At 27.0% G+C, this 20924-nt stretch carries 13 protein-coding genes, 1 other RNA gene and 1 CRISPR repeat array; of the genes, 7 read left to right on the plus strand and 7 right to left on the minus strand.

Annotated elements, in window-relative coordinates:
- Nucleotides 1-16: 16 nt before the first annotated feature.
- The gene (locus tag AC2TY9_RS10655; RefSeq protein ID WP_489777437.1) at nt 17-2209 is read right to left on the minus strand and encodes an NADP-dependent isocitrate dehydrogenase; all 2193 of its coding nucleotides are present in this window, start codon (nt 2207-2209) and stop codon (nt 17-19) included.
- Between the two features lie 119 nt (nt 2210-2328).
- Complete coding sequence (mltG, locus tag AC2TY9_RS10660; protein ID WP_489777438.1) at nt 2329-3450, minus strand: endolytic transglycosylase MltG; 1122 nt, start codon at nt 3448-3450, stop codon at nt 2329-2331.
- On the opposite strand from mltG, the gene AC2TY9_RS10665 reads away from it, so the two are divergent.
- Complete coding sequence (locus AC2TY9_RS10665; RefSeq protein WP_489777439.1) at nt 3371-6319, plus strand: YhdP family protein; 2949 nt, start codon at nt 3371-3373, stop codon at nt 6317-6319. The genes mltG and AC2TY9_RS10665 overlap by 80 nt on opposite strands.
- A gap of 16 nt (nt 6320-6335) precedes the next feature.
- Here the strand turns inward: AC2TY9_RS10665 and AC2TY9_RS10670 are convergent, their stop codons facing one another.
- Together AC2TY9_RS10670 and secA are read right to left on the minus strand one after the other, a co-directional pair.
- Nucleotides 6336-7541: an ABC transporter permease gene (locus tag AC2TY9_RS10670; protein WP_489777440.1), complete on the minus strand. Its 1206-nt coding sequence runs from the start codon at nt 7539-7541 to the stop codon at nt 6336-6338.
- 1 nt (nt 7542) lies between these two features.
- Entirely contained in the window at nt 7543-10161 is a 2619-nt protein-coding gene (gene secA / locus AC2TY9_RS10675) for a preprotein translocase subunit SecA (protein WP_489777442.1), read from the minus strand.
- 96 nt (nt 10162-10257) lie between these two features.
- On the opposite strand from secA, the gene lolA reads away from it, so the two are divergent.
- The 6 genes from lolA to AC2TY9_RS10705 all read left to right on the plus strand — a co-directional run bounded on the left by lolA (nt 10258) and on the right by AC2TY9_RS10705 (nt 17869).
- Nucleotides 10258-10785, plus strand: a complete 528-nt coding sequence (lolA, locus tag AC2TY9_RS10680; protein ID WP_489777443.1) for a LolA-like outer membrane lipoprotein chaperone — start codon at nt 10258-10260, stop codon at nt 10783-10785.
- A 31-nt stretch (nt 10786-10816) separates the two neighbouring features.
- An RNA gene (gene rnpB / locus AC2TY9_RS10685) (RNase P RNA component class A) lies at nt 10817-11150 on the plus strand.
- Between the two features lie 132 nt (nt 11151-11282).
- Nucleotides 11283-14792, plus strand: a complete 3510-nt coding sequence (gene cas9 / locus AC2TY9_RS10690; RefSeq protein WP_489777444.1) for a type II CRISPR RNA-guided endonuclease Cas9 — start codon at nt 11283-11285, stop codon at nt 14790-14792.
- A 112-nt stretch (nt 14793-14904) separates the two neighbouring features.
- Nucleotides 14905-15777, plus strand: coding sequence for a type II CRISPR-associated endonuclease Cas1 (cas1, locus tag AC2TY9_RS10695; RefSeq protein WP_489777445.1), 873 nt, complete (start codon nt 14905-14907; stop codon nt 15775-15777).
- Nucleotides 15774-16124: a CRISPR-associated endonuclease Cas2 gene (gene cas2 / locus AC2TY9_RS10700; protein WP_489777446.1), complete on the plus strand. Its 351-nt coding sequence runs from the start codon at nt 15774-15776 to the stop codon at nt 16122-16124. Before cas1 ends, cas2 begins: the two co-directional genes overlap by 4 nt.
- 48 nt (nt 16125-16172) lie before the next feature.
- Nucleotides 16173-17131: a CRISPR direct-repeat array (repeat unit 36 nt; unit sequence ATTATATCAAATGGGGATTTGAGAGTAGGTTAAAAC).
- A gap of 273 nt (nt 17132-17404) precedes the next feature.
- Nucleotides 17405-17869: a hypothetical protein gene (locus AC2TY9_RS10705; RefSeq protein ID WP_489777447.1), complete on the plus strand. Its 465-nt coding sequence runs from the start codon at nt 17405-17407 to the stop codon at nt 17867-17869.
- Between the two features lie 32 nt (nt 17870-17901).
- Here AC2TY9_RS10705 and AC2TY9_RS10710 read toward each other — a convergent pair whose 3' ends face one another.
- The 3 genes from AC2TY9_RS10710 to AC2TY9_RS10720 all read right to left on the minus strand — a co-directional run bounded on the left by AC2TY9_RS10710 (nt 17902) and on the right by AC2TY9_RS10720 (nt 20916).
- Entirely contained in the window at nt 17902-18312 is a 411-nt protein-coding gene (locus AC2TY9_RS10710; RefSeq protein ID WP_489777448.1) for a helix-turn-helix domain-containing protein, read from the minus strand.
- A 132-nt stretch (nt 18313-18444) separates the two neighbouring features.
- On the minus strand, nt 18445-19140 hold the full coding sequence (locus AC2TY9_RS10715; protein ID WP_489777449.1) for a hypothetical protein: 696 nt from the start codon (nt 19138-19140) through the stop codon (nt 18445-18447).
- Between the two features lie 9 nt (nt 19141-19149).
- Nucleotides 19150-20916 (minus strand): ABC transporter ATP-binding protein, encoded by a 1767-nt coding sequence (locus tag AC2TY9_RS10720; RefSeq protein ID WP_489777450.1) that lies wholly within the window; start codon nt 20914-20916, stop codon nt 19150-19152.
- Nucleotides 20917-20924 lie beyond the last annotated feature (8 nt).

A 20924-nucleotide genomic window follows, 5' to 3' on the forward strand; every position in this document is an offset into this window, starting at 1 on the left:
AAATTTTTTGGTTACTTTATCCAATAATTGAGTTTAATGTTTCTGATGGTCTCATCGCTTTAGAAGCTTTTTCTTCATTTGGTAAATAATATCCACCAATATCAGCCACTTTACCATGATCAGCAACTAATTCTGCAACGATTTTATCTTCGTTTTCAGTTAATGCTTTTGCAATAGGTTCAAACTCAGCTTTAAGTTCTGCATCATCATTTTGTGCAGCTAACTCTTGTGCCCAATACATTGTTAAGTAGAAGTGTGAACCTCTATTATCAATTGAACCTAATTTTCTTGCTGGAGATTTATCATTTAGTAAAAATGTTCCTGTAGCTTTATCTAAAGTAGTAGCTAAAACTTGTGCTTTTGCATTATCTTGAGTATTTGCTAAATGTTCAAATGAAGCAGCTAATGCCATAAATTCACCTAATGAATCCCATCTTAAGTAAGATTCTTCAACAAATTGTTGTACGTGTTTAGGAGCAGATCCACCAGCACCAGTTTCAAATAATCCTCCACCTTGCATTAATGGAACGATTGATAACATTTTTGCAGATGTTCCAAGCTCTAAAATTGGGAAAAGGTCTGTATTATAATCTCTTAATACATTACCTGTAACAGAAATAGTATCTTCACCTTTTCTCATTCTCTCAAGAGATTTTTTAGTAGCTTCAACAGGAGCCATAATAGAAATATCTAAACCACTTGTATCATGATCAGGTAAGTATTTGTTGACTTTTTTAATCATTTGGGCATCGTGTGCTCTATTTTCATCTAACCAGAAGATTGCTGGAGTATTAGATAATCTAGCTCTACTAACTGCTAATTTAATCCAATCTTGAATTGGAGCATCTTTTGCTTGACACATTCTGAAAATATCACCAGCATCTGCATCAAAAGTAAATACAGTCTCACCAGCACTATTTGTAACAACAAATTGTCCATCTTCATTAGCTTGGAAAGTTTTATCATGTGATCCATATTCTTCAGCTTTTTTAGCCATTAAACCAACATTTGGAACTGTACCCATAGTTGTTGGGTCTAATTTACCATTTTCTTTACAATCTTCAATAACAGCTTGGAATGATTGTGCATAACATCTATCTGGAATCATTGCTAAAGTATCTTCTTCTTTATCTTCAGCATTCCACATTTTACCACCACCTTTAATCATTGCTGGCATAGAAGCATCAACAATAACATCAGAAGGTACATGTAGGTTTGTAATCCCTTTTGCAGAGTTTACCATTGCTAGTTTTGGTTGTTTAGCATATACTGCATCAATATCAGCTAAGATTTCATCTTTTTTTGCAGAATCAACTTGATCTAATTTAGAGTATAAATCACCTAAACCATTGTTGAAGTTAACACCAAGTGAATCAAATAATTCACTATGTTTTGCAATTAAATCTTTGAAATATACTTTAACTGCAAATCCAAACATGATTGGATCAGATACTTTCATCATTGTAGCTTTTAGGTGAAGAGATAATAGTACTCCTCTTTTTTTAGCTTCATCAATTGCATCTTGGTAAAATTCTTGTAAAGATTTTGCACTCATACAAGTAGCATCTACAATCTCACCAGCTTCTAATGGTAGAGACTCTTTTAATACTTTTTTATCACCTGCTTTATTAACAAAAGCAATTTGGAAATCATCTTCTTTTTCTAAAGTTGTTGATAATTCTGCACCATAGAAATCATTTTCAGTCATATGAGCAACATCAGTTTTTGAATCTTTTTTCCACTCTCCCATTCTATGAGGGTTGTTTTTAGCGTAGTTTTTAACTGCACCTGGAGCTCTTCTGTCTGAGTTACCTTCTCTAAGTACTGGATTAACAGCACTTCCTAAAATCTTAGAGTATCTAGCAGAGATTTCTTCTGATTCGTCATAGTTAGGTACATTGTAACCTTTTTCTTGTAACTCTGCGATTGCAGCTTTTAATTGTGGAATAGAAGCAGAAATATTTGGTAGTTTTACAATATTAGTACTTGCATCTTGTGTCATCTCACCAAGTTCTGCTAATGTATCACCAATTTTTTGGTCTTCTGTCAGATTTTCAGGGAAGTTCGCAATAATTCTTCCTGCTAATGAAATATCTTTTGATACCATTTCAATACCAGAGCTTTTTGTAAAAGCTTTAATAATTGGTAAAAAAGAATAAGTTGCTAAAGCTGGAGCTTCATCAACTTTTGTATAAATGATTTTTGACATGTTAATTCCTAGTTTGATATTTTGAGTATTGATATAATAGCCACATTTAATTTTATGCTAATTGAATTTAATCATTTGATTAGTTACAAAAAAATGACTGTTTCAATTATTCACAAATTTTATTTAACATTGCTCCATAAATCTTTAATTGTTGAGGGTTTTTGCTTAGAAACATCAGTTTTCATGATTTTTTTAGCTTCTTTATCGATTTTTGTCTCTTTTTCTTTTACTTTAGTGTAACTTTTTTTAACACCTCTATTTGCATTAATATTGTTAACATGTTCTTTATAACTTGAAGCGAATTTATGTAAACCAGTTTTATTATCTTTAACAAAATAAAGATAATTACTTCTTACAGGGAAAAGGGCAGCTTTTATAGCATCTAAACTAACTGCACAAATTGGGTTTGCAGGTAGACCTTTATTTTTATATGTATTATATGAACTATAATCTTCTTTGATTCTTTTAGCTGTAACTTTAACATGGGAATATTTTCCATAATTTAAAGTTCCATCCATTTGTAAGGCCATACCTTTTTTTAATCTATTATAGATTACAGATGAAACTAAAGGCATCTCATCAATTGTAGCAGCTTCTTTTTGGATAATTGATGCCATTGTTATATAGTAATACCATTTTTTCTTATCATAATAACCAAATACTTTTTGTGAGAACTCTTGATATTGTTTATTGGTATTAGAAAATAGATAAAATAATAGATGATCCTCTTTCATGCCATATGGTAATGAGTAGGTTTCAGCTAAGATATTTCCATCTTTTTTATATGCATAGTTATCATATGTGATTTTTAATTTTTCTTCAGAGAGATTAAATTTTTTTGCAATTTCTTTTAAAAATACAAAAGAAGTTTCCCCTGGGATCAATGTTATATTTTTTAAAGCAGCCTTTGATTTTGTTAATTTATATAAAAAATCTGCTTTTTTCATATATTGTGATTTTAAGTCTATCCAACCACTTTGAGGGTAACCAAATTGTCTTATAACTATGTTATCAATCTGATTCATTTCATAACCATTTTTGTTCAAATAAGATATAATAGAACTCGTACTACCTTTAGGTATATACAATACTTTAGTTGAGCTTATTGGTATGTTAAGATAAAAAAGCACAGCAATAGTTGCTATAAGGAACATCTCAATAATGTTAAAGCTTATTAAACTAATTATAATAGTTTTACTTGTTCTTTTTTTAGGTCTTGGCGTTTCGTTATTTTCAGGCATAAAAATTGATTCATTCTCTTTTAATAATTTTTCAGTGTCGCAATTCTATTTAAAATATGATAAAAAACTCATTTTAGAAATTGATGAATTGAAAATTAACAGTAAACTATTAGCTTCGAAGGAAGATAAAACCTCACAAACAGATATTTTGAATATTTTATCAAATGTAAAAAATGTATTAAGTTTTTTTAAAAAAATTGATGTTGAAAGAATAAAAATTGCAGATAATGAGTTCACTCTTACTTTAAATGAAAAGCTTCTTTATCTAGATAACAAAGATATAAATCTTTCTGCTGATTTAGATATTAATTCTACACAAGTATTTTTGAATTTTTATTCAATTTACCATAAACAAAGTGGTTTAACATTAATTGGTAAGTCAAAACTAGATTTATCAAAAAATATATTTAATTTTTTTGGTAACTACTACTATGAAGATATTTATGGAGAAATAAATACACAATTAGCCAATAATATTTTTGATTTTTATGTAAATTCACAAAAATCATTTAAATCTATGAAGTTTTTAAAACAGCTATTTAGAATTGATAGTGTTGCAGAAGCTTGGATGTATGATAATGTTGAAGGAGATATTAATCTAGAATACCTATATGGTAAGATTGATGTTGAGAAAAAACAAGTAATAATGGATTCTATAAGAGGAAGAGCTTTTATAAAAGATGCAAAAATTAGATTCAATAAAAAAGCAAAAACTGTTGATACTAAGCTTTTAACAATTAATTATAAAAATGATACTTTATTTTTTGATTTAGATGATCCAATATATGATAAAAGTAAACTTTATGGAAGTAAAGTTTATATAACAGATTTAACAAGTTTACAAAAGGGTGTTGTTCATGTTGATTTAAAATCAGAATCCATGTTAAACGATGATATTTTAGGTATTTTAAAAGCTTATGAAATAAATCTTCCATTAAGACAATTAAGTGGAGAATTAAAATCAAGGGTTTATCTAAAAGTTCCATATCTAGCTTCTAGAAAAATGGAGGTTTTGGGTGAGTTTAAATTAAAAGATGCATTATTAAAACTAAATGATTTTGAGTTTAAAGCTTTTGAAGCAGATGTTGAACTGAAAGACAATATTGTTGATATTAAAAGCTCACATATTAAGCACAAAGAGATGTTAGAGAGTGATTTATCTTTGGTTATTGATACAAAAACTTCAACTGCTAAGGGTGAAGCAAAAATAAATAGTTTCAAAATTCAAAGTGATAAAGAATCTATTATTGATGCAAAGGATATTAGTACTAAACTTGATATAGATTTTAAAGAAACAGCAAGAATTGATATAAAAGATTTAGAAACAAAAATTGATATAAAAGATAAATCTGTAGATATCGACATAAAAGATTTGAAAAAAATTTACCCCCACTCGAAGTTATTGGATAATGCAGGGATAAAAGAGGGTGATCTACAAGTAAAAATTTTTGATGAAAATAATATAGAGTTTACAATAAATGCAAAAAAATTAGATTATCCATTTAGTAAAGATGGTAAAAAAATAGATAAATTGAGTGCTAATGGTTCTATTAAAAATGATTTGATTCTTATTAAAACAAATGACAACGATATACAAATAGTATTAGAAAAGGATAAAAACCCACTTATAAAACTTAATAATATAGATTTAGATTTATCAAATAATACAAAGAAAGATTCAAAAAATCAAGCTTTACCAAATATAGATTTAAAGCTTAAAAACTCTTTTTTAATTTTAGATGAAGAGCATAAATACAAAACCTCATGGGCAAATATATATATAAAAAACAATGATGTAAAATTTGAAGGGGAAGCACTTTATTTAGAATTACCAATATCAAAAGATGGAAAACAAGTTAGAAATCTAGAGTTAAATGGTGATTATAACAATAGAATTGTTGATTTAATTACAAAAGATAAAAAACTAAAACTAAAATATGAGATTGACAAAGAAAAAATTACAATGGATTTAGAAGGGTTTGATGTTATTTATAATACTGACCAAGAATCTGATGATTCTTCTAAAACCTCATATTATATTAATGGAAAAAATTCAAATATTATAATTAATAAAAAATATATAGCAAAAGCTGATAATTATAATTTTATATTTGAAAACTATAAAACTGACATTGATTTAAAATATAAAGACACAACTTTTGTTTATCATAAAGATTTTAAGGGTGTATTAAATATTGATGCTAAAAATATGAATGATGAGTTCTTGAATTCAATTTTAGGAAAAAACTTAGTAAAAAGTGGAACTATAAATATTAGTGCATCAGGGAAAGATGGAAAAATATATGGAACAGCTTTTTTAGAAAAAAATAGAATTCTTGATTTGGCAATTTTAAACAATTTATTGATTTTAATAAATACATCACCAGCTATTATAAATCCATTCCTAGCAATTCCTTCTGTTGTTGGAATGGCTACAAATGATGGTTTTAACCTAAATGGATATAGAGTAATTGAAGGAAGAGTAGACTTTACTTATGATTTTAATTCGAAGTTTCTAAATATGGAAAAAATCACTACAAAAGGTAATGGTATCGATTTTGATGGATACGCAACTATTGATTTTGATAATTCAAAGATTGATTCAAAACTTCATTTAGTATTCTTAAAAGATTATTCAAAAATTGTTGGTTCAATCCCTGTATTAAATTATGTACTATTAGGGGATAAAAATAGAGTTGATACTGAAGTTGAAATTTTTGGAACTTTAGAGGAACCAAAATATAAAACAAAACTACTAGAGGAAGGTGTTTCCGCACCAGTAAATTTTTTAAAAAGAGTTATAAATTCACCAATTAAATTATTAAAATCGATTGGTGATAGTGTTAGTCCTGATGAAAAGAAAGAGTAGAAAAACTATACCTTTTCTACTCATTTCTTAATACATCAATTACATCAATATTTGTTGCTTTTTTTGCTGGATAATATGAAGATAAAAGTACAATTATCGAAGCTCCAATTATGATTGAAATAAAGTCAACTGATGATAAATCTAAAGGTAATTTTGAAGTTCCATAAACATCTGCTGGAAGTGAGATTATCTCAAAGGTATCAAGTATCCACATCCCACTAAAGCCTAATAAAACCCCTATAACAATCCCCGAGAATCCAATTATAGTACCAAGTCTTAAAAATATTTGTTTAATCTCTTTATATGACGCCCCCATAGATAAAAGTAGGGCAATCTCTTTTCTTCTGCTCATAACTGTCATAAGAAGTGAAGAGATGATATTTAGTGATGCTACAAGAATAATTAGCATTAAGACAATAAATAAAGCCTTTTTTTCCATTTGCATTGCTGCAAAGAAGTTACCATTTTGTTGCCACCATCCAATAACTCCAGCTCCATAGTCTCTTAAAAATTCTTTTAATGGAACAATATCTTTCATTGCATCATCACTATATACATGAATTCCATCAAAATTTCCTTCACCTTTTTTTGTTAAAGTTTGTAAGGCTTCAATAGTAGTGTACATATAAGCTTTATCGTATGCATGTAGACCAGATTTAAATGAATTTTCATAGGTGAATCTTTTTAGTTTTGGCATCATTGAAAGACCTGTTGGATTTAATGATGTAAAATATAAAGTTGCCTTTTCACCAGGAGATAAAAACAGATTTTCTCTAATCCCATCCCCAACGATTATGTCGTATTTTGATAGATTTAAGTCTTTTGCAGCTTTTTCATAAATAGAGTTAATTTGTGATTCTTTTTTTGAATCAACTCCAAAAATCATACCACCATTCATATTATCACCATTTTGAATAATAACTTGTGCACTTAAATATGGTGAAAATTTCAGGTTTGGGTATTCTTTTTCTAAGTCTTTTAATAAATCTTTATTAACACTATTAGAAAATTTAGGATAAATAGACAAAGGATAGTTCATTGTAAAAAGTTTACTCTCAAACTCTTTTGCGGTACCATTCATTATAGCCATAGAGATCATTAATACCATAACACCAATGGCAACTCCAACAAATGCCAAAATGGCACTTATTGAAATAAATGGATTTTTCTTGTCAAATTTTAAATATTTTTTGACAATAAAATTTACTAACTTTTTATTCAAATTAGCTTCCTGCTACTAAACCTCTTTTAGGTCCACTTTTACCACAACATTGTTTATATTTTTTCCCAGATCCACATGGGCAAGGTTCATTTCTAGCAATTTTCTTTTCACTTGAAGTTAATGCTTCTTGATCAATATTAGTTACAATATCTTCAATTGATTCTTCCATTTGCTCTTTCATCTTTTCCAATGCTTCTTGCTCTTTTTGTGCATCTTCATTACTTTGTAATTGAACTGTAAATAATACTTTGATTACTTCATTTTTAATACTTCCAATTAACTCAACAAACATATTATAAGATTCTTTTTTATACTCAACAAGTGGATCTTTTTGGTTATATCCTCTAAGTCCAATACCTGTTTTTAATGTGTCCATTGAGTATAAATGTTCTCTCCAAGCTTTATCAAGGATCTGTAAGTAAAGAATTCTTTCAATCTCATGTCTTTGTTCTGGTGCAGCTATACTCATTTTTTGGTTATAAACTTCAGTGATAACATTTAAAAGTTTTTGCTCTAATTCTAAGTAATCTTTTGCTTCGATATGTTCTTGTTCTACTACTAGGTTTAATTCCTCTTTTAGCTTAGCGATTACAAATTCATAGTTGAAATCTTCTGAAGGCATACCTTCTATAATCTCAGCATTAGTTAATAAATCTTGAACATATTCAAGTCTATTTTCCTCAAGTTTAGAAGTGATATCATAATCTGGATTTAAAAGGTCATTTCTAAATGCATATATAACTTTTCTTTGTTTATTTGCAACATCATCATATTCTAAGATATGCTTTCTTGCTTCAAAGTGCATTGTTTCAACTTTTTTCTGAGCATTTTCTACGGCTCTTGTTACCATCTTAGATTCAATATGCTCACCTTCTTCAATACCAATTCTTTCCATGATACCTTTGATTTTATCACTTCCAAAGATTCTTAGTAGGTTATCTTCTAAAGATAGATAAAATTGAGATTCACCAACATCACCTTGACGTCCAGCTCTACCTCTTAATTGGTTATCAATTCTTCTTGATTCATGTCTTTCAGTCCCTATAATCGCTAAACCACCAAGTTCTAAACACTCTTTTGGTAATTTAATATCAACACCACGACCAGCCATATTTGTAGCAATTGTTACAGCACCTTTTTGACCAGCATCTTCAATGATTTTTCCCTCTTTTTCATGTTGTTTAGCGTTTAATACTGTATGGGGAACTTTTTGTTTTGTTAAAAGATTGTGTAGATGCTCTGATTTCTCGATTGAAGCAGTACCAACAAGAACAGGTTGACCTTTTTCATGGTACTCTTTAATTTTTTTACTTACAGCTTCAAATTTTTCTCTTTCACTTTTATAAATTAAATCGTTTTTATCATCTCTTTGAACGGGAACGTTAGTTGGAATAGATACTACATCTAAATTATAAATTTCAGCAAACTCTGTAGCTTCTGTTTGTGCAGTACCCGTCATACCAGCTAATTTATCATACATTCTAAAGTAATTTTGGAAAGTGATATCTGCTAGTGTTTGTGACTCATCTTGAATAACAACACTTTCTTTTGCCTCAAGTGCTTGGTGTAAACCTTCAGAGAATCTTCTTCCTTCACTTAATCTTCCTGTGAATTCATCTACAATAATAACTTCATTATCTTTTACAACATAATCAACATCTTTTACAAATACATAATTAGCTTTAAGTGCTTGATCTAAGTGGTGAGATAAAATTGCATTTTCAAGTGAATATAGGTTATCAACCTCATATAACTTTTCGGCTTTTTCAATACCTTTTTCTGTGATTAAAATAGATTTGTTCTTTTCATCAACTGTAAAATCTCCAGTAGAATAAGGTTTTTCATCAGCAGATTTAGGTTCAATCAATTCACCTTTTTCCAGTTTAAGAGCAATCTCATTTGATTTTGCATAGTCTGCACTTTTATGGTTTGTAGGACCACTAATAATCAGTGGAGTTCTTGCTTCATCGATTAAAATTGAGTCAACTTCATCGACAATAACAAAGTGGTGATCTCTTTGAACTTTTTCTTCCAAATCATAGTTCATATTATCTCTTAGATAATCAAAACCAAATTCATTGTTTGTACCATAAGTGATATCTGAAGCATATTGCTCTTTTCTTTGTGCTTCATCTCTTATATTTCCAACAATAGCACCAACTGTATACCCTAAAAAGTTATAAAGAGGTTCTAACTCTACAGCATCTCTTGAAGCTAGGTAATCATTTACAGTAACAACATGAACACCTTTTCCTGTCAAGGCATTTAATGCAACAGGAAGTGTAGCAACTAAAGTTTTACCTTCACCTGTTTTCATCTCTGCAATTCTTCCATCATGTAAAACCATACCACCAATTAGCTGTACATCGTAATGTCTCATATTTAATGTTCTTTTACTAACTTCTCTTGTAATGGCAAATGAATCATTTAACACTTCATCTAACGTTTTTTCTTCACTTTTAACTTGTTCTTTTAACTCATTAAATGCACCTTTAAGTTCTTCATCACTTAAACTCTCGTATTTACTCTCAAGTGCTGTAATAGCATTTGCTCTTTTTTTGTATTTTTTTACTTCTCTATCATTTGATGTCCCAAATATACTTGAAAAAATATTAACCATAAAAAATGTTCCTTTTTACCAAACTCTTCACAATCTATCTACTTTAATTTGGTATTAGTTATAATCGCAAGATTATATATAAAATAAGGTTAAAAAATGGTTTATAGAATTTTTTTAGTAATAGGGTTGTTTATTTCTTTTTCATTCGCTTCTTTTGATAAAGAAAATATTAAAAGTTTTGAAGCAGATTTTGTGCAAACAGTTAAAAATGAGTCTGGTAAAACAATTGAGTATAAAGGAAAAGTTTTTATTAAAAATAATGGTAAAGTTTTATGGAAATACTTTGAACCAGTTGAAAAAAATGTATTTTTAATAGATGATTTAGTAATAATAGATGAACCAGAATTAGAACAAGCGATTTATACAAAATTGGAAAAAAGTATTGATATGATAAAACTTTTAAAAGAGTCAAAAAAGATTGAAGAAAATCTTTTTGAATCTTCTTTATATAATGTAAAATATCTTATAAAAATTAAAGATGATAAAATCTCATCACTCTCATATAAAGATGAATTAGCAAACTCTATAGAGATAAAATTTTTAAACAATAAACAAAATATAGAAATAAAAGATAGTATTTTTCAATTTTTACCCCCTGATTATTATGATATTATAGAAAAATAAAGAGCTTTTTAGATAAAATTCCAATCTTATTTAGGTACATTGGATAATAGCTTGAAAAATTTATATTTTTTAAGAGGAAAGTCTGGGCTGCAGTGAAGCATGGTTCCATCTAACGGATGGCTAGGGTAACCTAAGGGACAGTGCAACAGAAAGTATACCGCCCAATTTGGGTAAGGGTGAAACGGTGGAGTAAGAGCCCACCAGTCTTTGGAGCAATTCATAGAGCTATGTAAACCCAACCAGCAGCAAGAGAAGCGTGGTAATAAGCTTCACAAATATTGTTTCTCGCATGATTGTTAAAGTGATTTAACAACTAGATAAATTATTGTCAACTACATAACTCAGCTTATAGATGTACCTAAATACTATAAGCACCACTTAATTCTTATTTCAAATTTTTGATGTTTCAAATTCGCATATAAAAATCCTTAGATTAAATATTTGTTATAATAAAATATTTTATAAATATTTGTTAAAATTATTATTTAAGGATTGTTATGACAAAGAAAGTTTTAGGATTAGATATTGGTACTAATAGCATAGGTTTTTCACTAAATGAAATAAATATCAAAAATGGTCAGACTATTTTTAAAGAACTTACTTCAAACAGTATAATCTTTAGTGAATATATAAAAGCAGAAGATAGAAGAAGTTTTAGAAGCAGTAGAAGAAGAAATGAAAGAAAAAGTAGAAGAAATGAAATAGTTAGAAAACTATTGAGTAGTTTTGAACTAGCAGAAAAATCCATTCTTACTAATCCAATAAAATATTTTAATAAACTATCAAAAAATAAAAATCCATATATTTTAAGGCAAGAAGCTGTTAATGGTAAAAATTTATCAAAAGATGATTTTACCTTTTCACTTTATTCTATCATTACAAGAAGGGGATATTCTAATCAATTTAAAACAGAAGATTCAAAAGATGATGGAGTGATAAATGAAGCTATATCTAACAATAAAGAACTATATGTAAAAAATGATTTATCTCTTCCTTCATCTGTTTTGCTAAATAAAAAGTTAAATTTAGAAAATAATGGTTTTACAAATATTGCAGTTAGAAATAAAAAAGATAATTATAATAATTCACTTGATAGAGATTTATGGCAAGAAGAATTAGAAATATTATTAGAATCACAAAAAGAAAATAAAGAGCTTTTTAAAACTGTTGAAATATATGATAATTTTAAGAATAAGCTTATTAATGGTGTAAATGAAAACTCAATAGGTATTTTTGAACAAAGAGCATTAAAAAGTATGGAAGATATGGTAGGTTTCTGTAGTTTTTATAATAAATTCCATGAAAAGCCTAAAAAAAGAATTCCAAAATCTCATATTTCTAGTATTGAGTTAACCATTAGACAAAGAATTGAAAATTCTATTTTAGGTAATTTAATTTTTAATGATAAAACTGGAGAATTGTTTACTCCAACAAAAGAACAAATTGATAATACAGTAGAGTTATGGTTAAAAAAATCACCAACAAAAACAATAAATACTAAAAACATTTTTGATAAAGCTGGACTAAAAAATATAAAAATTAAAACTTCAAATAAACAAGATGAAACTGTACTTGATATTGGAATCCATACACAAATATTAGAGATATTTAAAAAGACTGATTTTGATATTTTTAAAACACATAAAGACTTATATACTGAAGTTCTAAAGAAAATATTTTATTATGTAAATAAAGAACAAATTTTTAAAGAGATTAAAAAAGTTGATAAAGAAAATCTTTTAAGTAATGAAATAATCAAAGAATTATCAAAAGTTTCAAAAGGAACAAAAGACACATATGCTTCTTTTTCGTTATGTTTCATTGAAGAGGTTTTAGAAAAAATGAGATTTGAAAAGTCATATCACGATATTCTTGTTGAATTAGGATATTTTAGAAAATATTTAGATATGAAACCTTATTCTTATTTACCACCATTAAATCCATCAGAAAAAGATTTACTTTGGCTTGAAAAAAATATTGAGAACTTCAAAGGAGAGCATATATTTTATCAGCCTTTAGTTTCTCCAAATGTAAAAAGAGTAATTTCAATTTTAAGAAGATTAGTAAATGATTTAATATCTCAACATGGAAAAATAGATAAGATAATTATTGAAACTGCTAGAGAGTTAAACTCAAAAAAAGAAGAAGAGCAAATCAAAGAAGCTCAAGCAAATAGTAGAAAAGAGATAAAAGCTGCTGAAAAACTACTTCTATCAGATAACTGTGAATTAAGTAGAAAAAATATCGAAAGAGCAAGACTATTAATTGAACAAAAATCAAAATGTCTTTATAGTGGAGAACCTTTAACTTTAGAAGATGCCCTTGATGAACAAAAAACAGAAGTAGAACATTTTATTCCAAGAAGTAAAATATGGATAAATTCATATAAAAACAAAATATTAGTTTTAAAAAAACATAATCAGGATAAATCAAATATACATCCAATCACTTATTTAAAATCAAAAAATATTTGGGAGGAGTTTACTTCAAGAGTTAAAAAAGAATTAACAAACGATAGTAAAGTTTTTTGGCTTACTAATGAAGAAAATATTAATAAAAATTGGGAAAAAGAAAATCTTGAAGATAGATTTTTAAATGATACTAGAAGTGCTACAAAAATTATTGCTAATTATTTAGAACACTATTTATATCCTAAACAAAATGAATATGGAAAAGGTGAAACAAATCAAAGTGTAATAAGAGTTACTGGAAAAGCAATAAGTGAATTAAAAAGACTTTGGGGTGTTGATAAAGTACAACCAAAAAATGAAGAAGATAAAAAAGATAGACAAACAAACTATCATCATACAATTGATGCAATAGTAATTTCTCTTTTAAATGAATCAGCAAAAAAAGCTTTAAATGATTTTTTCAAGCAAAATGAAAATGGATTTAAAACAAAAAATATAATTGATAATATTAAAACAAGATTTCCAATCACAAGTGAGGGAACTAACTTAGTAGAGTTCGTAAAACAAAAAGTAAAAAAATATGAAAATAATGAATTATATATTTGCCCAGTAATTAAAAAAAGAGATAATGTAGTAGGCTTTAAAGACGGAAATGTAAAACTATATTTAGATAAAAATAAAGAAGAATTTTATCAAATTGATAAAAAAGCTATTGATAAAAATCTTTTATTTGATAACTATGGAAAAGATATAAGTGATAAAGAGGTAAATAAAAAAGTAGAAGATTTGATTTCTCATTTAGATTTACCAAAACAAGAAAATATTAAAAAGGCATTATCAGAATATAAAAATAAACTTTTAACTACAAGAGAAAATATTTCAAATATTAAAAAAGAGATATATGAATTAGAAGGTGAACTACCAAACAAAAAAAACTATGAAGATACAGAGCAAACAATAGCTATAAAAGATAAAATATCTAGATTAGATGAACAGAAAAAAGATGAAGAGTCTTTAAAAAATGAACCTTGCTTTTTTATTACAAAAAAAGGGCTAAAACAAATAGTTAGAAATATAAAAATAAAAACTAAAAGTGCTTCAAAAGCAGATAGCATAATAATCACAGATAAAACACAAAAAAATAGATTACAAAGATTATCCCTTGATGTTTATAAAGAATTAAAAGAAAAAAATATTCCTTTTGTAGCAAAACTAAATGACACTACATTAAATGTAGATTTATTTAATACTTCAAAAGGACAAGTTATAGGACTAAACTATTTTTCTTCTATAAAGAATAATATTCCACCAAAAATTTATGAAAAGAAAATAGAACTTATAAAAGATTATGAAGACAAAATCACTATTCAAAAAGGTGATGTTTTGGAAATTGAAAATTTAAAAGAATCTACTAAAGAGTATTTTATTTTTAATGGTGGAGGGAAGATATCAGGTGGTAATAATAAAATAGAGTTAAAATCTATAAATAAAAAAGAAACAAAGAGAATTTTTATCACTTTAAATAAAGACACAATTGCAAGAAAAGTATTTATAAATTATCAAGGAGATATTTCCTATGAAGAGTTTAAGAAATAATATAATAAAATATTCTTATATCAAATGGGGATTTGATAGTCTGGTTAAAACAAGGGACGATTTAGTCCCGCAAAAGTTTTTTTATAAGCTCTTCTTTTTGAGGAGTTTATAAATGTCTCTTCAAAAACTATATATAAAAAATAAATCATATTTAAGTTATAAAAATAATCTAATATCTGTAAAAATTGATAACTTTGAAACAACAGTCTGTTTTGATGATATTGATACGATAGTTATAGAAAATCAGCAAACTACTATCACCTCTGCACTTTTATCTCAATTAACTAAATCAAATATCAATGTAATCTTTTGTGATGAAAAATTTATGCCTAGTTCCATACTACTTGGAATAAATAAAAACAGTAGAACAACAAAAATACAAAAGTCTCAAATCCTAGTTTCAAAACCAAAACTAAATCAAATATGGAAAGATATAGTCGCTTCAAAAGTGAAAAATCAATCCAAAATATTAAAAAAACTAAATAAAAACTATGAATATATTGATTTATTAGTTCCTAGAATAAAATCAAATGATAAAGAAAATATTGAAGCAACTGTTGCAGCATATTATTTCAAAGAATTATTTGGAAAAGATTTTTCACGAAATAATCCTGAGAATATAAATAATGCATTACTAAACTTTGGTTATGCAATATTTAGAAGTTCTATTTGTAGATATTTAATAGCCTATGGTTTAAATCCAGCTTTTGGAATACACCATAGCAGTGAGCTAAACTCTTTTAATCTAGCAGATGATTTAATAGAACCATTTAGACCATTAGTCGATAACTATGTTGCAAGATTTATAAAAGAAGATATGGAGTTAAACTCTTCTATTAAAATAGCTTTATTAAAACTATTAGATGAAACTGTCATTTATGATGATAGAAATATGACTGTATCAAATTGTATGAAACTGATGGTTGCAAATTATCAATCAATTTGTTTGTCAAAGTGTGAAGATTTAACTCTGTTTGAATTATGAAAAATATATCAGAAGAAAGCAGGTATAGAAAGATGGTTTTATTTGCAATGTTTGATATGCCAACAAACACAAAAAGAGATATAAAAAAATATACAAAATTTAGAAATAAACTTTTAGAAATGGGTTTTATAATGTTTCAATATTCAGTTTATATAAGATTTTGCAAAAGTTTAGCAATTGCTCAAAAATATGAAAAAAAGATTGAACTAGTTTCACCACTAAATGGCTCTATAAGAGTAGTAAAAGTTACTGAAGCTCAATATAAAAATATGTTAGTAATAGAAAACTACAGAGAAAAACCTGAAGAAAAAGTAAAAAAACAAGTACAATCTGTACTTGTTTTCTAGTATCTATAGACTTGAAAAGCCTATAAAATTGAGGTTCTAAGCTACTCTATTATATCAAATGGGGATTTGAGAGTAGGTTAAAACACCAACAATCACAATATGCTAATGAAGATTATTATATCAAATGGGGATTTGAGAGTAGGTTAAAACTTAGCTGACGAAACAAGCCTAAGCTTTTATATTATATCAAATGGGGATTTGAGAGTAGGTTAAAACTTTATTCTGTAAGCAATATGCATGATGGGTATTATATCAAATGGGGATTTGAGAGTAGGTTAAAACCATCTTTTCTTTTTTGTTTAATCATTAATTATTATATCAAATGGGGATTTGAGAGTAGGTTAAAACATAATTGAGCTTTAGTTTCAATAGCTCTTTATTATATCAAATGGGGATTTGAGAGTAGGTTAAAACACACTATGAATAATTATAAATTACTTGTTGATTATATCAAATGGGGATTTGAGAGTAGGTTAAAACCTTCTTTGTCTCTTTGTCTACTTAATAAATATTATATCAAATGGGGATTTGAGAGTAGGTTAAAACCCGGCCTACAATGGTTTCACTCTTGCCTTGATTATATCAAATGGGGATTTGAGAGTAGGTTAAAACAGCCTGCATAAAGTGCCATAGATAAAGTAATTATATCAAATGGGGATTTGAGAGTAGGTTAAAACTAAAGCATAAAAAACTTATTCCAAACAATGATTATATCAAATGGGGATTTGAGAGTAGGTTAAAACCCAATCTGTTACTTTTGTTTCATTACCAATATTATATCAAATGGGGATTTGAGAGTAGGTTAAAACTAACCACTATTATACTCTCCATTTGACTTAATTATATCAAATGGGGATTTGAGAGTAGGTTAAAACAACAACTAACATATGGTTCACAAGAAGCTAATTATATCAAATGGGGATTTGAGAGTAGGTTAAAACTATGTCAGGATAATCTTCCTTAAGCTTCTCATTATATCAAATGGGGATTTGAGAGTAGGTTAAAACATGCAGATTCATTAAACGTAGCTGTCCTACATTTTACCAAATTAGCGTTGTTTTGTTCGCTAGGAGCTAAATATTTATTTTATTAATCTATAATTAAGAAATGAAAAGTTATATTTCCATAAATAAAAATAGGAACACTTTTGGAATACTTAGTTTTAGCAATCTTAACACTTACATCTTTTTTATATTTAACAGAAAAAGCTCAAGAAAAAAAGAAAATGCCTTTCACTGACTTATTAAGTAAAATTAATTAAAAAATTATAAGATAAAAGTATGAAACTTATATCTAAAATTATTGCCAATATATTATTTATCCCTTTACTTTTTATCTGGTTATTATTTTGTCTTCTAATTGCAATTTTAGGGGCACTTTTTATTAATAAGAAAATTCAAATTGATTTACAAAGAGTTAGAAAAAGAGATACTATTTGTAGTGTTTTGTATGAAAAGAATCTTTTGAGTAAAGATCAATATGAGTTTGAAACAGTAGAAGTTGCTTCTTGGTATGATGAACTGACTTTTGATGGTTATTTGTTTATTTTAGCCCCTGTAATAAAAACAATTAAAAATTTTTCTTTTTTTGATGGTATTATTTATTATTTAGTGAAAAAGTGGATTAAAGTTCATTATTATCAAAAAGAACATGAAAGTAAACCTAAAACTTTTTTTAGTTACTTAACTATTATAAGTGTAAGGTTATCAAATTGGGTAGGGCAAGTATTATATAGAATTAAATAAGCATCAAAAGATGCTTATTTAAAAGGTGATTTCTAGAAACCTGCAGAGTAACCTCTACTTGAGTGACTCTTAATAAGTCCATAAAAAGTTTTATCTCTAATTTGTTTAATCATGTTTCTAAGTGTAAAGATTGATGTATTTTTATCTTTCCATGCATTTTTTTTAATTATTTCAACATCAACAATGTTATCTCTATTTTTTAATAGTGTATGAAAAATTGACATTTGAGTTTTTGTTAAACCTACATCATTATTCTTTTTATCGAATACTTTTTTTACTACTTTGTCATAGTAAAACCCTTTTCCTAAATCAAGTCTACTATCAATTTGTTGACTTAAAATCTCTTTTAAAGTATCTTCAATACTTAAATTAAACTCTTTTGATTTACTTTTTAAAAATCTTTCCATGTCTTTTGTTAAATCTATAGAAATATTATTACTCATAATTTTTTCTCGCTTTTTATAAATTTATTTGAATTATAACACACTATGTTATGATAAACCTTAAATTGAGTCAATTATGAGACAATTCTTATCAAATTTTAATAAATAACAAAAAAATGACTCAATTGTTATTTAAGTATTTCCATACCAAAGCTTTAAAAAATCGCCTCGGTTATATATTTTTGCACCTAAATCTATTTTGTATTGAAGTTGGGGATGCCCTAAATTCCAGAGCCTTAAGCCTTTGTCTCTCAGGTAATAGTTTAATAATACAAGTTGAAGTTTACCGCAATTATTATATTTCTTTTGTCTTGTTGTAAAGCCTGTTAGTGAAGTATAAATATTACCTGTTTGGTAACCAATCTCACCAGAAATAAGCAAATTTGTTTCTTTTTCTACTAATTCGACACTAAAAAACTTAAAGTTCGGAACTTGATTATTTTTATGATTTATTAAATTAAGTATATTTATATAGTCATTATTCAACCAAGAATTTTTATGATAATTGATAATTTTTTCATACACTTCTTGGGTTCTTTGATTTATTGTCAGTTCATATTTTTCTTCATCTATGAGTTTTTTTACTTTTTTTGAGACTTTTATCTCATCAAATTTCATTAATGCATATTCAAATTGTATTTCAGGAAGTAGTATTAGTTTTTCTTCTCTATACATTGAAGTAGTAATAAAACCACATTGGGCAGCCTTAATATAAAACTCTGGAGTGTAATCATCACTCCAGTAATAGTTCTCTTGCATATTTGGATAAATATACTCAAATAAGGTTTCTTCATTATTTAAATCATCAAGTGTAATATAATAAATCATTGAAATCCTTTACACTAATTGATTTTTTACAAACTCTAAATAGTGTCCCTCTTCTTCTTCTAGCTCTTCGTGAGTTCCATTTTGAACAATTTTCCCATTATCTAAGACATAAATCTTATTTGCATTTTTAACTGTACTTAACCTATGAGCAATTGTTATAACGGTTTTACTTTCAAGTATAGGTATAAGAGCACTAAAAAGCTTCGCTTCTGTATGAACATCCAAAGCAGATGTAGATTCATCAAAGATTACAACTGAAGGATTAGATATAATCATTCTAGCTATTGATAATCTTTGTCTTTGACCACCACTTAATCTAATACCATGTTTACCAACTAATGTATCAAGTTTATCACTCATCTGTAATACAGTATCTTTTAATTGAGCTATCTCTAAGGCTCTAAAAATCTCTTCATCACTTATGGATTCATCTCCCATAGTGATATTAAACCTAAGCGTATTGTTAAATAAAATAGGCATTTGAAGCACTAAGAATATCTCATTTCTTAAAGAGTTTCTATCTAAAACGTCAATACTTATATTATTATATTTAATATCGCCTTTTGTTTTTGAATAAAAACCTGCAATAACTTGAGCAAGTGTAGTTTTACCACTTCCACTTGCACCAATTAAAGCAACTTTTTCTTTAGGTTTAATATTTATTGAAATATCTTCTAATAGAGGCTTTTCAATATTATATGAAAAGAACATATTTTTTAATTTTATATGAACACCTTCATTATTTGATAATTTTTCTTTTCCAGTATCTTCACATTGAAGACTTAGAATTTTATTTATTCTTTTTAAAGCTGCAGTTGCGGTTGTATAAGCATATTGCATTGAAAGTATATCTTGAACAGGTGTCATAATAAACCAAATATAACCAAACATAGCAAACATCATACCAATACTTAAGTCACTATAAACAACCATAAGCAAGCCACTTGCTCTTAAAATCTCAAAGGCTATTAAAAATATAGTAAATGAAAATCTTTCATAGGCTACACTTTTATAATTATATTCATTTGAAGTTTGTTGGATTTTATTTGCTTTTTTTATAGATTCATTTATAAAATAGCTTTCTTTATTACTAGCTTTTATTTGTCCAAAAAGTTCTAAAGATTCACCAATATTATCTTGAAACTCTTCAATTGCCTGGTTTTCATCTTTTTTTAAAACACCAACTTGTTTAGAGATTTTTTTTGACATAAGTATAATAATAGGTTGTATTAAAAGAATCATTAAACCTAAAATTGGATGAATCGCAATCATTACAATTGAAACTGCTAGTAAAGTTAATACTGAAGAGATAAATTTACTTGCACTTTTTATAATAAAGTCATCTAAAGTATTTACATCTGTGATTAGGTTTGCTGAAATAGCACCATTTCCTAAACTTTCATATTCATTCATTGATACTTTTTTTAAATAGTTAAGTAGTTTTTCTCTTATTTTAAAAGTTACATATTTAGCAATTGCTGTAAAGATCTTTGTAATTATGACAGTAAATACAAAGTAAATGAATCTTAATAAAATCACCACAACAGTAATTATTGCAATGTAATAAAAGCCATTACCACTACCAAATAAAGAATCTATACTATTTACAAAAAAGTCTGGTTTTTTTAAAAGGACTTCATCTACTAGTGCAGGAAGCATTAATGGGATAGGAACACTTATTAAAATTGCAATAATAGTTACAATTTGACCTAAAATAAGTGTTTTTTTCTTATCTAGTAAAAGATTCCATAAGTATTTTAAATCTATTTTTTCCATAAACTAAA

The organism is Arcobacter sp. ISO1, assembly GCF_058105185.1.

What these genes read in the sequence shown, in the direction of transcription:
- AC2TY9_RS10715 (WP_489777449.1), bottom strand. Translation starts at nt 19,140, where the DNA reads ATGATTTATTATATTACACTTGATGATTTAAATAATGAAGAAACCTTA.
- lolA (WP_489777443.1), top strand. Translation starts at nt 10,258, where the DNA reads ATGGTTTATAGAATTTTTTTAGTAATAGGGTTGTTTATTTCTTTTTCA.
- AC2TY9_RS10655 (WP_489777437.1), bottom strand. Translation starts at nt 2,209, where the DNA reads ATGTCAAAAATCATTTATACAAAAGTTGATGAAGCTCCAGCTTTAGCA.
- AC2TY9_RS10705 (WP_489777447.1), top strand. Translation starts at nt 17,405, where the DNA reads ATGAAACTTATATCTAAAATTATTGCCAATATATTATTTATCCCTTTA.
- secA (WP_489777442.1), bottom strand. Translation starts at nt 10,161, where the DNA reads ATGGTTAATATTTTTTCAAGTATATTTGGGACATCAAATGATAGAGAA.
- AC2TY9_RS10665 (WP_489777439.1), top strand. Translation starts at nt 3,371, where the DNA reads ATGTTAAAGCTTATTAAACTAATTATAATAGTTTTACTTGTTCTTTTT.
- cas2 (WP_489777446.1), top strand. Translation starts at nt 15,774, where the DNA reads ATGAAAAATATATCAGAAGAAAGCAGGTATAGAAAGATGGTTTTATTT.
- AC2TY9_RS10720 (WP_489777450.1), bottom strand. Translation starts at nt 20,916, where the DNA reads ATGGAAAAAATAGATTTAAAATACTTATGGAATCTTTTACTAGATAAG.
- mltG (WP_489777438.1), bottom strand. Translation starts at nt 3,450, where the DNA reads ATGCCTGAAAATAACGAAACGCCAAGACCTAAAAAAAGAACAAGTAAA.
- AC2TY9_RS10710 (WP_489777448.1), bottom strand. Translation starts at nt 18,312, where the DNA reads ATGAGTAATAATATTTCTATAGATTTAACAAAAGACATGGAAAGATTT.
- cas1 (WP_489777445.1), top strand. Translation starts at nt 14,905, where the DNA reads ATGTCTCTTCAAAAACTATATATAAAAAATAAATCATATTTAAGTTAT.
- cas9 (WP_489777444.1), top strand. Translation starts at nt 11,283, where the DNA reads ATGACAAAGAAAGTTTTAGGATTAGATATTGGTACTAATAGCATAGGT.